Here is a 13,708-nt window from a genome sequence, read left to right as displayed (position 1 = left end):
TCTTTTTATAAAAATAAAAAGGACTTTTTACCCATTTTCGAGAAATAAACCAATAGAAACAGAAAGGTGTGAGCAAATGATAAAAAAAGTGAGAGAAAAATCGATCAGACTCTTAACAATGGAGGCTGGCGGAAGGCGAGTGGATAAAAATCACCCTGTGTATGCCCAAATAGAAAGGGAGCTGGGCAGGCAGACGGCTGGCTATAAAGGTGAGTGTGCATTAGATTACTATTTAACCTTTATACCTGATGATAAATATTTTATCTTTCATGGATTGCGCCTCGAAGATCCAAAAAACAGATATTTTCAGATGGATAGCTATTTGTTTTCACTATCACATGGCCTGATACTGGAGTCGAAATACATATCCGGCGAATTGGAATTCGATGAAAAATCCAATCAGCTAATAAGAAAAGTAGCAGATGGACACGAGTCCATGGGAGATCCCATTTCACAGGTTGAACGACATAAAGATCAGATGCGAAGCTGGATGGAAAAGTATTTGGGCAAGGTCGTCCCGATTATTGGACAAGTGGTTTTAACTAACAAAAATGCAATCCTCAAAAATGTCTCTCCTTCGACCATGAAGAAAGTCACCTTTTTAACAAACCTCCCAATTCGCATAAAAGCCATTCATGAAAATTTACCAAACCCTATTTTAACTGAAAAGGAACTGCGAAAAGCTACAAGAATCCTCAACCAAAAACACACGCCTGACCAGTTCGCATTTCTGGACTTTTTTAAGCTCACTCATAATGAAATAATTACAGGAGTCATCTGCGCTGAATGCTCACTCTCACCCATGTTAAGAAAAAGTGCAAAATGGATTTGTCTGAAATGTGGATGTAAGTCCAAAAATGCACATATAGAAGCACTGGAAGATTACGCACTATTGTGTGGTAAGTCCATTACAAATAAGCAGGCAAAAGAATTTTTACACCTTTCCTCAAGTTCTGTTACTTTTCAAATTCTTCAATCCATGAACCTCCGCCACACAGGCACAAAAAAAGGAAGAGTATACTTCTTGAACTAAATACTACCGCACCGACTCCTTCACCCACTCCAAAACTTTCCATGACAAATAAAACGCACATTTCACAAGCGTTATTACTATTTTACAATAATTTCTTCTTTATCTTTTACGTGTTTCATATTAATGTAATAGTATGAAAACTTTACAGAAAGTCCTCATAACATTGTCGATTGTCGCTATAGTCTTAGGTGGAAATACTGCAGCACTTGCCGCAACTACTCATACGGTCCAATCCGGTGATACGATGTGGAAGATTGCTGTGAAATATCAGGTGGGAGTTTCGGAAGTGATTCAAGCCAATCCGGCAGTCAAAAATCCGAATTTGATCTACCCTGGTCAGAAGCTTAACATTCCAGAATTAGGAGAGGTGAAATCAGCAGAAGAGCAGGTTGCAGCACTGGTGAACCAGGAGCGCAGCAAGTATGGACTTCAGCCATTGAAGTTGAACTGGGAGTTATCTAGAGTAGCAAGATACAAGTCTCAAGATATGATAGACAAGAATTATTTCAGCCACACATCTCCAACATACGGATCTCCGTTTACAATGATGAAGAACTTTGGTATTTCTTACCGAGCAGCAGGAGAAAACATTGCTGCTGGGCAAAAAACACCACAAGAGGTCATGAATGCTTGGATGAACAGTGAAGGACATAGAAAAAATATCCTTTCGAGCCAATACACTGAAATTGGTGTAGGTTATGCGAAAGGCGGCTCATACGGTCATTACTGGACACAGATGTTTATCTCAAAATAATTGGTCAGGCAGCGAAGCGAATGGAGCTTCGCTGCTTTTCTGTTTTGGAAAAAATTCTATGATTCTTCCAAAATATACTATAAAATAGGATTATCTTATTTGGAAGGGGTGATGACAGGATGGCAAGTTGTTTCAAAATGCAGGGTCATGCCTTGTCCCACCAACTGTTAATTATAAGTTAGAAGCAAGTGCAAGTCCCCGCATATAACAAAAAAGGGGCTGTTTTTAATGATGAAATTGAGCACGATGAAAAAGGTTTTGGATACTGTAGGGGAGGATTGGCGCAGTCCTTTAGCTGAGCAGATAATGTGTAATTGGGAATATGATGCTGACGAACTGTACTACTTTCGTGCCAGTGCAAATTTTGTTTTTATTTTTCGAAAAGATGGAAAAGCACATTACTTACGTTTTAATGAAACAACTGAGAAATCACTCAGCCAACTTCAAACAGAACTGAATATTCTCCTCTACCTTAAAGATAGTCCTGTAAAGGTCGCTCAACCATTATTATCTAAGAACCGTCAATATATTGAAGTGGTTGATACGGAAGTCGGGGAGTTTTCGGCAATGGTTTTTGAAGGAATTCCCGGGAAACAGATGGAAACAGCGGAATTAATAAAGGAGCAATTTTTTTTATGGGGAAGGTCACTTGGGATGCTCCATGAAAAATTCAAGGTGATTCCCGAGGGGTATATATCCGAAAGACCCACTTATGCCGATCATCTGCAATGGATCGACTCACATCTTCCAATTGATGATCTACCTGCAAGGGAAGAAATGTTCAGAATAAAAGAATGGACCGGTTCTTTACGGAAAACTCCTGAGAATTTCGGTATCATCCATTTTGATTTTGAAGTGGACAATCTGCGCTGGAATGAGGATTTGATTGGGGCCTTTGACTTTGACGAAAGTGCAGGGTATTGGTATGTGGGAGATATTGTTTTTGCGTTACGAGATGTTCTTGCGAATAAGGAAGATATCAAGAAACCACAAGTGAAAAACTTCATAAGAGGGTATAGGACGGTAACCAATCTGGATGAAAATTACCTTCAACAAATCGATGGGTTTCTAAGAATGCATCAACTGTATTCGTATACGAGAATCCTTCGTTCAATCGATATTCTTGAATCAGAAAAGCATCCTGAATGGCTGAGAAACCTTCGGGAGAAATTTGTTATGAAGTTATCCTACTACCGGCAAATTTTTAGAACGCTTGATGATATAGGATAAGTTTTTCTGAACTATTAAATGGAAAAGAGCCGGATTATGACAGCCCGGCTCTTTTCCTATTGCACTCGAAGTGGCAGTACTTTTAAAAGAATTCAATTCTCTTTCCATACTTATTTATCAATTCGTTATTGTGCTCCTCAGTACCGTCAACATTCCCGCTTTTAAATATAGGAATCTCCATTCCTCTTTTAATAAGAAGTTCAACGGATTTAACAATTATTTGATTCAGGATGGCTGCATTTATGATAGTGGACCCTGGCCCTATACTATTGGTTGAATTAATATTATGTAATGTTATCAAGGCATCTCCTACAGGGATAAGGTTATCAAGTGTAATATCAGCTGTAGCCGCTAAATGTAAACCGGTAGAATGACGAGAAGAAAGGGAGTGGTAGGCATGAGATGATATTGTCATGACCTTCAGTCCCATCTTTTTCCCATACTGTGCAACATCTATCGGAACAGGATTTCTTCCAGATGTGGAGACAACCAATAAAACATCATTTGGTTGGAATGGTTGGGAGGGGAGAAAAGTTTTTGCGAACAAGGGATCTTTCTCTAAATCAGAGGAACGTAGAGCGCCCTTATGCAGCATGAGATCTTCCACAAATAAAGGTCTGATTGGGACAAGTCCACCTGCCCTATAAAATACTTCTTCGGCGATCATGTGGGAGTGGCCGCAACCAAAAACATGCATAATACCTTCATTTCCAAAGCAGTCAGCAAGGAGAGAGGATGCCTGCTCTATCTCCATACTGTTTTTTTGCTCCACTTTAGTCAGGAGCTGTTGAACAGCTGATAAATAACTCGTATCCATGATACCTCTCCCTTACTATTCGAATCTCTTCATTTTGATGTAGAATTTATATCGGTCCCCCCTATAGTGGGATTTTACTAGTTCTAGAGGAGTCCCATCTTGTAGAAAAGTATTTCGCTTAATGTATAACATTGGATGATCTTTATTGATTTTTAAAAGTCTGGCATCTTCACTGGAAGCTTGTATGGATTCAATCATCTGATCTGCATGGGCAATTTCAAGGTTTAGCTTCTCTTCGATATAAGCATAAATGGAAGTGTTTACTACTTCTTCCGTTAGGCCTTTTACTAAATTGGCAGAGAGGTAATTTGTCTCAAGTGCCATCGGTTCACCATCAGCCAAACGTATCCTTTTTATCTCATATACAGGTGCATGTTCCTTGATATGAAGTTCATCAGCTATATTAATGGAGGCTGGCACTATTTCAAAATGAATCAATTCACTTGTCGGGTTCATCCCTCGTTTTTTCATATCCTCTGTAAAGGAGGTCAAGCCTTGAAGTGGCTGTTCGATTTTTTTATTTGCTACAAAAGTGCCGCTACCTTTTTTACGATACAGAAGCCCCTCGGTTACCAGTGCATTAATGGCTTGCCTGACGGTCATCCTGCTTATTCCGTAAGCTTCGGCATATTCTCTCTCTGAGGGTATAGTATCTCCAGGAACAAGATTTCCTGAGTTAATTTGATCCTTAATGAAAGATTCTAGCTGGTAATAAAATGGTATGGGGGAACTTTTATCAATCATTTACTCTGTTTATCTCCTTTCAAGCAATAATACTGGAGTTTTGAAGAACCGTATTGTCTGTAATAATTCTAACACAAGGATGCTTTTTTAGGATAGATGCAGGAAAGGTGTCTGAAAAGCTGCCATTCATCAGTTGTTCATAAGCTTTGGCTTTGTTTTTTCCAGAAACTAAAAGTAGTATTTCTTTCGCATTCATAATGGAATCTATACCCATTGTGATAGCGTGAGAGGGAACATCTTCCATCGTTTTAAAAAAACGTGCATTCGCTTTTCTAGTCGATTCTGTAAGTTTTACAACATGCGTTCTGCTGTCAAAACGGGTACCAGGTTCATTAAAACCAATATGTCCATTTTCGCCTAATCCCAAAATTTGGATATCAATAGGTCCTTTGTCATGGAGTTTCTGTTCATAGTTTCTGCATTCTTCTTCGAGATCTTCTGCTTTTCCGTTCGGAATATGAGTATTTTCTATACATATGTTGATATGTTTGAATAAGTTTCTATTCATATATTCGAAATAACTGTTCGAATCATTTTTATCTAAACCGACATATTCATCCAGATTAAAAGTAGTAATACCTTGATAGGAGGTACGGTTTTCCTTATAGTCTTTTATCAAATATTCGTAGAGTTTTGTTGGTGTGCTTCCTGTTGCCATTCCTATTACAAGGTTAGGATTCTGTTTAACTTTTTTTATTAAAATTTCAGCAGCTACTTGACTTAGGTCGTCATAGGTATTAGCGGTGATAATATCCATTAGGGACTACTCTCCTTTATAAACTAATTGACCCTTACAAAAGGTCATCTTGACTTCGCAATTTTGATTCATGATTACAATATCAGCATCTTTACCAACTTCGATACTTCCTTTTCTTTCCCAAACATTGAGTCTTTTTGCAGGGGTGGTAGAAGCCATTCTGACGGCTTCTACTAGTGAACAGCCTGTGAATTTTTTCATATTTCTTATTGCTTCATTCATTTTTAGAACACTTCCTGCAAGTGTGCCATTTTCAAGGATTGCAGTATTGTTTGCCACTGAGACTTTTTGGCCACCCAATTCATATTCTCCATCTTCCAGCCACTTTGCTCTCATGGAATCTGTTACTAAAATAATTCTATCTGCTCCCTTGGCAAGATAGGTTGCTTTTACGACAGCAGGGTGAACGTGAATACCGTCAGCTATCATTTCGACCAACAGGTCATCATGGGCAAGTCCGGCACCTACAACACCCGGCTCACGATGGTGGCTGCCGCGCATCCCGTTGTAAAAATGTGTAACGTGCTCTGCACCGGCTTCCATAGCGTCGACCATTTCATGATAAACAGCATCAGAGTGTCCGATGGAAGTGATGACCTTATTTTTCGATAAATGATGGACAAATTCTATTCCGTTTGGCTGCTCGGGTGCCATGGTAACCACTTTAATTTGGTTTCCGGACTCAACCTGCCAGCTTTCAAATAGTTGGATATCTGGATTCACAATATGTTCTAATGGCTGTGCACCTGCGCGCTTTGGGGATATAAATGGCCCCTCCAAATGTATTCCAAGTAATTCACTGCCTATTGATTCATTCTTCTCTATTTTTAAATAGTTATTTACTGTGCGTAAAGCTGCTTCAATATCAGACCGCTCTTGCGTAATGGTTGTAGCTAAATAGCTAGTTGTACCTTCCTGGGGCAATGTTGCTGCCATTGTTTTCAATGACTCTTCAGAAGCATCCATCGTGTCAGCTCCGTTTAACCCATGTATATGGATGTCTATGAAGCCTGGGGCAGCATACAGATCGGAGGAAAATCGAATTTCCTGCAGATTTTCAGTATTTTGATAGTGATCCATAGCTCCGATTTCGAAAATTTTTCCTTCTTTAACTTTAATAAATCCAGTTTGTTGAATAGTTTTCTCTTTTATTAGATTGACGGAAAGCAGGGAATAACTATTTAAGAAAGTACTCATGTAAGTCTCCTTTCACGATTATTATATGTTAATTCTAACAGAATTATGTATAGTTGTATATACCACTTTTGCTCTATTGGTTGTTTAATATTAGATAATTTAAGTGTTTTCCAGAAATATTGGTATAGACAACTATTTGTAAGATGTGCTAGTATTACTTCGTTGCAAGCACTTACAAATGATTAAGGAGAATTGATAAAAATGATTGGGTTTTTACAAAAAATCGGAAAGTCACTAATGTTGCCGATTGCTGTGCTTCCCGCTGCAGCAATATTATTAAGAATTGGACAAGAGGACTTATTGGATATTGAGTTTATTGCAAACGCAGGGAACGCAGTATTTGCTAATCTTGCGCTTATATTTGCGATTGGGATAGCAATTGGTTTCGCCAAAGACAATAATGGATCTGCGGCCTTGGCTGCTGCAATAGGTTACCTAGTATTAGTAAGTGGTACCCAAGCAATCAATGAAGAGATTGATATGGCCATACTAGGCGGGATAATATCAGGGGTTGTAGCAGGAGTGCTTTATAACAGGTTTCATGATATTAAAATGCCTGATTGGCTTGGGTTTTTCGCAGGAAGACGTTTTGTTCCTATTATTACCGCTACTGTGATGGTAATCTTAGCGGGAATATTTGGAGTCATTTGGGCTCCAATCCAAGAATTTATTAACAACATCGGTCAGTGGATAATAGATGCAGGAGCAGTAGGAGTTGGTATCTTCGGATTCTTGAACCGTCTTCTCATTCCAATAGGTTTGCACCATGTACTCAATAGTTTAGTATGGTTTGTATTTGGAGAATATAATGGTGCTACTGGGGATTTAAATCGATTCTTTGCTGGTGACCCGACAGCTGGTATATTTATGGCCGGTTTCTTTCCTGTCATGATGTTCGGTTTGCCTGCAGCAGCGCTAGCGATGGTTGCAACAGCAAAAAAACATCGCCGTAAAGCTGTATCAGGAATGCTGATTGGTATCGCCATTACATCATTTTTAACTGGGATTACAGAGCCGATTGAGTTTACTTTCATGTTCCTGGCTCCGTTTTTATACGTCATACATGCATTATTAACAGCAAGTTCCATGGTCATTGTTTACTTATTGGATATTAAGCATGGTTTTGGATTCTCTGCCGGTGCCATCGACTTTTTCCTGAATTGGGGGATAGCACAACAGCCGTTGTTACTATTAATCATCGGTTTAGCTTATGGTGCGGTCTATTTCTTTGTATTCTTTTTTCTGATTAAAACCTTTAATTTAAAAACACCAGGTCGAGAAGATGAAGAAGATATAATAGAAGAAAAAGGAACAGGTGAAGATAAATATTCAGTAATGGCTCGTAATTTTATTGATGATATAGGCGGTAAGGAAAATATTGCTGCTGTTGATTATTGTACAACAAGACTCAGATTAACGATCAAGGATATGAATAAAGTACAAGAAAATTCATTAAAACAACATGGGGCCAAAGGGGTAATAAAAGTAAATCAAACAAATCTGCAAATAATTGTTGGAACAGATGTCCAATTTGTAGGGGATAAAATGAAAGAATAAGACCAGCCTAGTATGGCTGGTTTTTTTTTTCTATTCAGATTTGAAATGAAATTATATACTAAATAAAAGTAGAAAGCATAGAATACTAGAAAGGTGAATCATCATGGAAAACCTACAATTAGAAATCAGAAATGCAGAGGAAAAAGACCTTCCTGCCATTATTGCCATTTACAACTCGACCATTGAAAGCAAAATGGTTACAGCCGACACAAATGCAGTTGCAGTGGAGGACAAGCTTGCCTGGTTCCACGACCATAATGAGCTGAACAGACCATTATGGGTGGTTGTGGACAAGGAGAAGAATGAAATATGTGCATGGCTGAGTTTCCAATCCTTTTATGGGAGGCCTGCCTATCAGGCGACAGCTGAGGTCAGCATCTATCTGCATGAAAACACAAGAGGTAAAGGTCTCGGCGCATATCTGCTGAAATACGCATTGGAGGCATGCCCTGGACTTGGGATTGAAAATCTGCTCGGCTTCATTTTTTCTCACAACCTGCCAAGTATCGGTCTGTTCCAAAAATTCGGTTTTGAGAAATGGGGCTATTTACCCAATGTGGCAGAACTCGAAGGGGTAAAAAGGGATTTGGTGATCTTGGGTAGAAAAATATAGGTGTAAAGGTGATGTGAATGAAATTTAAATGGCCATTATTGATCGTTGCGGGTGTATTATTGGTGACAGGTGTGCTTCTCTCTTTTAATGAAAATGTTCGAGGTGCTGTCAAGCTTGCACTTTTGGGAAAGGAAGTTGTGACCATCTCCACTGAAAACGAAACTGTGACAGTAATGGCCAGGATGGAAGAAGGGGCGGGTTTTCAGGAGGTCCTTTCCCTCATTGAAACAGATGGCTGGCTTCTGACAGATCAACTGGGCTCCACTTTCGTTTTTACCAGAGGGGATGAGAGCCTCGTTCTGATGCTGAAGATGTGGACAAACCAATATATTGTAGCGGAGATGACAGAAGGGTAGGGGAGATTTGTTGAAACCAGTACCAATGCTCAGGACAGAGCGCTTGCAGTTGCGCAGCTTATCTTTAAAGGATGCTGATACCATATACAGCTATTTTTCAAATCCGGAAATGACAAAATACTATGGGATGGAACCATTCCAATCCAGGTTGGAAGCGGATAAGTTTATCAAAGACTTCCTGGATGATTATAATATGCTATTTCGATGGGGCATTGTGGAGAAAAGCACTAATAAACTAATAGGTACTTGTGGATTCCATGCCATTTCCGAAAAGCACCTCCGGGCAGAGATCGGCTATGAAATAGAGGTGGATCACTGGGGGAAGGGATATGCGACCGAGGCAATCCGTGCACTTGTGCATTATGGGTTCGACTCCATGAAATTTCAGCGAATCGGTGCCAATGTATATCCGGAAAACGCAGGTTCCAGAAAGGTATTGGAAAAGGTGGGTTTCACCCATGAAGGAATGCTTCGCAGCTACCTGTTTCAAGGTGGATGCTTTCATGATGCAAATGTATTCTCCATTTTAAAAAAGGAAGTGCTGGGAAATAAGGAACAGTAATCCGAGGATTACTGTTTTTTTTATATTTATTTCGGCGGAAATACAAAAGCTAGCGGCTAATAAAAAATTGGCCGCTAGAATAGGTCTGAAGGCTATCAGTCATCCTGAGAAGTCAAAATCAATGGCCCATCCTTCGTGATGGCGATGGTATGTTCATATTGTGCAGAGAGCATGCCATCGACGGTTCTAGCTGTCCAGCCGTTATCGTCAAGCAAGGAAAACCATGTTCCAATGTTCACCATAGGTTCAATCGTAATTACCATTCCCTCTTTAAGCTGAATTCCTCTGCCTTTTGTCCCATAATGAAAGATTTGTGGCTCCTCATGTATGTTCCTTCCAATACCATGTCCGGTGAAGTCCCGAACAACTGAATAGTTCCTGCCTTCCACATACTCCTGAATGGTATGCCCGATATCACCAGTCCTGTTGCCAGCAATCGCTTGAGCAATGCCAATATAGAGAGCTTTCTTTGTAACATTCAGTAATTTCCTAGCTTCTGTACTTATTTTTCCTACGGGATAGGACCACGCAGAGTCTGCCAACGCACCATTCAAATTGACCACGCAATCGATGGTTACGATATCCCCATCCTTTAAAGACTCCGCGCGAGGGAATCCGTGACAGATTTCATCATTGATGGAAGCGCAGGTTGCATAAGGATAACCTCTGTATCCTTTTTGCTCTGATTTTGCCCCATGTGCGATAAGAAACTCATCCACAAACCGATCTATCTCAAGGGTAGTGACCCCAGGTTTTATTTTCTGTCTCAGCAGCTTGTGGCACGCGGCCAGCAGTTTGCCCGCTTCGTGCATCCTTGTGATTTCACGTTCACTTTTAAAGGTTATCATCCGGTTTCCTCCTCTCCTTCTTTCATTATAGATATCACTTATTCAAGAGGTTCGTATGGATTGGAAAAGAAAAAAGTTTTCTTTTTCTTTAGAATTTACTGTCATTTTTAAGAAGATGTTGTATCATTGGAATAATAAACCGACTAGTCGTTTATATAAAAGGGGGAATGGAAATGCCACCTGCAGTTTCCGAAGAGTATAAGGAAAAGAAGAGAAAAATGATTCTCGAAAGTGCTTTGGCATGTTTTGCAGAGAAAGGGTTCCAGGTCGCAACCATTGATGATATTGTGAAACACTCCGGCATGAGTAAAGGAGCCATTTACAATTATTTCAAAAGTAAAGACGAAATTTATATTGAATTAATGAATGTAAATTCCAACCAAAGCTTCGAGGTGCTCAGGGGGAAGCTTGAAAAACTGCCGACTGCAAAGGAAAGACTCGACCATTTTTTTGAAGTGTTCCGCTCACAGGTAAAAGTGAATCCTAACTGGGAAAATACAAGCAGGGTCCATATCGAATTTTGGTTAAGCTCGGTTCGGAATGAGTTAACAAAGGATTTCATGTACAATCGATACCAGATGGTCTACAAAAAGATCTTAACGGATATTATTCAATTCGGTGTTGATAAAGGAGAATTCCCAGAAAAGATTGACGTAGATTTTATTGGTAATGTGTTTTGGAGTTCCTTCGATGGAATCTGTTTCTATCAATGTGTGATGGAAAATGATGAGCTCTATGAGAGGCTGGTCAACCAGTTGGAAAGTGTCATCAACTCCATGGTTACATCCTTATAATAGTTGGATAAAGAGAAAGGAATTTGTCGAAAATATTAGATTGAACTTTTTGAAAATTCGTGCTTAAATGGAAATAAACTGAGTGGTCGGTTTACTGATGCCTTTTTTTACTCTCAAAATAGACTGTCTGGTCAGTTTTAATTAAAGATAAAAAAGAATCTGACAAGGCGGGGATTGCCCATGTGGATTATCCGTATAAAAGGTTATCTAATCATTATTGAGTAACGAACAAAGCAGGCGTATGAAGAAATATAATAGAAGATTGCGCTTGACTGACAAAAGGGGGAAAAGCATTGTTTACCATCAAAAAATTGAGTGAGTGTAAATTGGAAGAAGCCGTCGCTGCATGGAACACCGGCTTTGAAGGATATTTTTTTGATGCGACAATGGATGTGGATCGTTTTACAACTAGACTGGGACTTGAAAACCTATCAGCCTCATTATCCATTGTGGCATTTGACCAACAAAAGCCGATCGGGATTCTATTGAGTGGAGTCAAAACAATCGAAGGGAAAAGAGTGGCCTGGAACGGTGGAACAGGAGTAGCAAGCGATTACCGAAGAAAAGGTGTAGGGAAATTATTAATAGATAAGGCTCTGGAAATATATGAGGAAGCAAATGTGGAAGTAAGCACACTCGAAGCAATAATAGAAAACACAAAGGCCATCAGCTTGTATGAAAAAAAGGGATACAAAATTGTGGACGAAGTGGTGCACTTACGGACTGAGGATGTTCCTGAATTTTATGGAGCACTGGACTACCAGGCTGTTTTCACGTCTGCAAATGATGCTCAGTATCTACCTATTTATAAACATGACACTCCATGGCAAAGCCAGTGGTTTTCCATGAGGGAGGGGCAGGCACTACAACTGGTGAATAACGAAGGGGAAACAGTTGCATACGGGCTTTTCAAAAGAGAGTATGACGGAGACGGAACTCTGAAAGCCGTCACTGTCACACATTGTTATGTAAAGGAGGATAAAGGGAATCCGGAATACTTGATCGATTCCTTATTTTCATATTTGTTTCCACCATCCTCCGTCAACTATGTTTGTACCGTGGCATTCTTCGCCATCTCCAATAAAAGGGTTTATCAATTCCTGCTTGATAAGGGATTTACAAAAAGGATAGGCCAAGTCTGGATGAAAAAAGGAATAAAAGAAGGTGTTCAAGGAGGAGTCTAGCGTGGGAAGCATCCGGTCATTATCAAGGGTTGATATTCCTTCCTTTGTAGAGGTTGCCAGGAATGCCTATCCTGGTATGGGAGTGAATACCACGGAAGATAAACAGAAACTGGTCGAACGGCTGGAAAAGCAGACCGAATCTGATGGGAAAAATCTTTTTGGGGCATATTCGGAAACCACGCTGGTGGGTGGCATGCTTTTACATGACTTTACGATGAACTTTCACTCACATCAAATCGAACTGGGTGGAGTTGGATTTGTCTGTGTCGATCTACTTCACAAGAAAGAAAAAATCGCCAAGGAACTGATCACTTTTTTTGAACAGTACTATCGTGATAAAGGAACAGCCATTGCTGCTTTATATCCTTTCCGCCCGGATTTCTACAGGAGGATGGGCTACGGCTATGGGAGCAAGATGAATCAATACCGTTTCGCACCGAAAGAATTGCCTAAAGGTCCATCAAAACAGAACATGAAGAAACTCTCGGAAGACAAAGTTGGGGAACTTCACAAATGCTATTCTCGGTTTTCATTAAAAAACCATGGCATGATTGTGCGGTCCGAGGAAGATATGAAGAGGTTATTTCAGGATCCCAAGATTAAGATTTTTGGCGTATGGGAAGAAGACGAATGCAAGGGGTATTGTGTATTCTCTTTTGAAAATAGTAAGTCTGGAAATTTCATCTCCAATCATATCCTAATGAAAGAATTTGTCTGGGAGACACAGGAAGCATTATTGGAGCTTTGCACGTTTTTACATTCGCAGCAGGATCAGATTCACCAGATTATCTGGAATACTCAGCAGGAGGCTTTTCATTTCCTGCTGAATGACCCAAGAAACGGCTCGGATAATCTGATGCCACATGTTTATCACGAAAGCAATGCAGCTGGTGTGGGGCTGATGTATAAGGTATTGGATGTTCGTGCATTATTTGAGCAGACTACTGCAAATTCATTTGGTTCGGCAAACTTGAATGTTAAATGGTGTGTGACGGATACCTTTGCAAATCTTACTCATGAAGTATCGGTCAATTTCCACGATGGGTATGCGGTTGTAATGGAAGATATTGAACCGGATGTTACTGTTAAACTATCCATCGGTGAATTTTCCTCTTTAATCATAGGTTCAATTAGTTTCACGAGTTTATTTCAATTTGGATTGGTACAGCTTTCTGATGACAAATATCTCAAAGATTTACACCTGATTTTTTCAGCATTACCAAAACCAATATGTATGACAGGCTTTTAAAAGGGAGGAAATT

Annotated in this window: 15 protein-coding genes; 10 read left to right on the top strand and 5 right to left on the bottom strand. The window is 39.8% G+C overall.

Annotated features, from left to right (window positions below):
* The first annotated feature begins 76 nt into the window (after positions 1-76).
* The 3 genes from ABN702_RS11460 (at position 77) to ABN702_RS11450 (ending at position 3,017) form a co-directional block, all read left to right on the top strand.
* Positions 77-1,033: a nuclease-related domain-containing protein gene (locus ABN702_RS11460; protein WP_417900767.1), complete on the top strand. Its 957-nt coding sequence runs from the start codon at positions 77-79 to the stop codon at positions 1,031-1,033.
* Positions 1,034-1,166: 133 nt separating this feature from the next.
* Positions 1,167-1,787, top strand: coding sequence for a SafA/ExsA family spore coat assembly protein (gene safA / locus ABN702_RS11455; protein ID WP_417900766.1), 621 nt, complete (start codon positions 1,167-1,169; stop codon positions 1,785-1,787).
* Between the two features lie 228 nt (positions 1,788-2,015).
* Positions 2,016-3,017 carry a phosphotransferase enzyme family protein gene (locus ABN702_RS11450; RefSeq protein WP_417900765.1) on the top strand — a complete coding sequence of 334 codons (1,002 nt, stop codon included), beginning with the start codon at positions 2,016-2,018 and terminating at the stop codon, positions 3,015-3,017.
* 82 nt (positions 3,018-3,099) lie between these two features.
* Here ABN702_RS11450 and ABN702_RS11445 read toward each other — a convergent pair whose 3' ends face one another.
* The 4 genes from ABN702_RS11445 to nagA are packed head-to-tail and all read right to left on the bottom strand — an operon-like array spanning position 3,100 to position 6,532.
* Positions 3,100-3,834, bottom strand: a complete 735-nt coding sequence (locus ABN702_RS11445) for a sugar isomerase domain-containing protein (RefSeq protein WP_417900764.1) — start codon at positions 3,832-3,834, stop codon at positions 3,100-3,102.
* Between the two features lie 15 nt (positions 3,835-3,849).
* Positions 3,850-4,578: a GntR family transcriptional regulator gene (locus ABN702_RS11440; RefSeq protein ID WP_417900763.1), complete on the bottom strand. Its 729-nt coding sequence runs from the start codon at positions 4,576-4,578 to the stop codon at positions 3,850-3,852.
* A gap of 19 nt (positions 4,579-4,597) precedes the next feature.
* Positions 4,598-5,335, bottom strand: coding sequence for a glucosamine-6-phosphate deaminase (nagB, locus tag ABN702_RS11435; protein WP_417900762.1), 738 nt, complete (start codon positions 5,333-5,335; stop codon positions 4,598-4,600).
* A gap of 6 nt (positions 5,336-5,341) precedes the next feature.
* Positions 5,342-6,532: an N-acetylglucosamine-6-phosphate deacetylase gene (nagA, locus tag ABN702_RS11430; protein WP_417900761.1), complete on the bottom strand. Its 1,191-nt coding sequence runs from the start codon at positions 6,530-6,532 to the stop codon at positions 5,342-5,344.
* Between the two features lie 201 nt (positions 6,533-6,733).
* Here nagA and nagE point away from each other — a divergent pair, with 201 nt between their 5' ends.
* The 4 genes from nagE to ABN702_RS11410 all read left to right on the top strand — a co-directional run bounded on the left by nagE (position 6,734) and on the right by ABN702_RS11410 (position 9,620).
* Complete coding sequence (nagE, locus tag ABN702_RS11425; RefSeq protein ID WP_417900760.1) at positions 6,734-8,089, top strand: N-acetylglucosamine-specific PTS transporter subunit IIBC; 1,356 nt, start codon at positions 6,734-6,736, stop codon at positions 8,087-8,089.
* A 103-nt stretch (positions 8,090-8,192) separates the two neighbouring features.
* Positions 8,193-8,702 carry a GNAT family N-acetyltransferase gene (locus tag ABN702_RS11420; protein WP_417900759.1) on the top strand — a complete coding sequence of 170 codons (510 nt, stop codon included), beginning with the start codon at positions 8,193-8,195 and terminating at the stop codon, positions 8,700-8,702.
* 17 nt (positions 8,703-8,719) lie between these two features.
* A complete protein-coding gene (locus tag ABN702_RS11415; RefSeq protein WP_417900758.1) occupies positions 8,720-9,058 on the top strand; it encodes a hypothetical protein in 339 nt (112 codons plus the stop codon).
* A gap of 10 nt (positions 9,059-9,068) precedes the next feature.
* A complete protein-coding gene (locus ABN702_RS11410; protein ID WP_417900757.1) occupies positions 9,069-9,620 on the top strand; it encodes a GNAT family N-acetyltransferase in 552 nt (183 codons plus the stop codon).
* Positions 9,621-9,715: 95 nt separating this feature from the next.
* Here ABN702_RS11410 and map read toward each other — a convergent pair whose 3' ends face one another.
* A complete protein-coding gene (gene map / locus ABN702_RS11405; protein WP_417900756.1) occupies positions 9,716-10,468 on the bottom strand; it encodes a type I methionyl aminopeptidase in 753 nt (250 codons plus the stop codon).
* Between the two features lie 173 nt (positions 10,469-10,641).
* On the opposite strand from map, the gene ABN702_RS11400 reads away from it, so the two are divergent.
* The 3 genes from ABN702_RS11400 (at position 10,642) to ABN702_RS11390 (ending at position 13,695) form a co-directional block, all read left to right on the top strand.
* Positions 10,642-11,262, top strand: a complete 621-nt coding sequence (locus ABN702_RS11400) for a TetR/AcrR family transcriptional regulator (RefSeq protein WP_417900755.1) — start codon at positions 10,642-10,644, stop codon at positions 11,260-11,262.
* A 293-nt stretch (positions 11,263-11,555) separates the two neighbouring features.
* A complete protein-coding gene (locus ABN702_RS11395; protein ID WP_417900754.1) occupies positions 11,556-12,446 on the top strand; it encodes a GNAT family N-acetyltransferase in 891 nt (296 codons plus the stop codon).
* Position 12,447: 1 nt separating this feature from the next.
* Positions 12,448-13,695, top strand: coding sequence for a GNAT family N-acetyltransferase (locus ABN702_RS11390; protein ID WP_417900753.1), 1,248 nt, complete (start codon positions 12,448-12,450; stop codon positions 13,693-13,695).
* The last annotated feature ends 13 nt before the right edge of the window (positions 13,696-13,708 follow it).

It is taken from the genome of Bacillus haimaensis, from assembly GCF_048270625.1.
Taxonomy (GTDB): domain Bacteria; phylum Bacillota; class Bacilli; order Bacillales; family Bacillaceae_I; genus Sutcliffiella_A; species Sutcliffiella_A haimaensis.
Note: the sequence above shows the minus strand (reverse complement) of the source record. Positions and strands in the feature narration are given on the sequence as shown.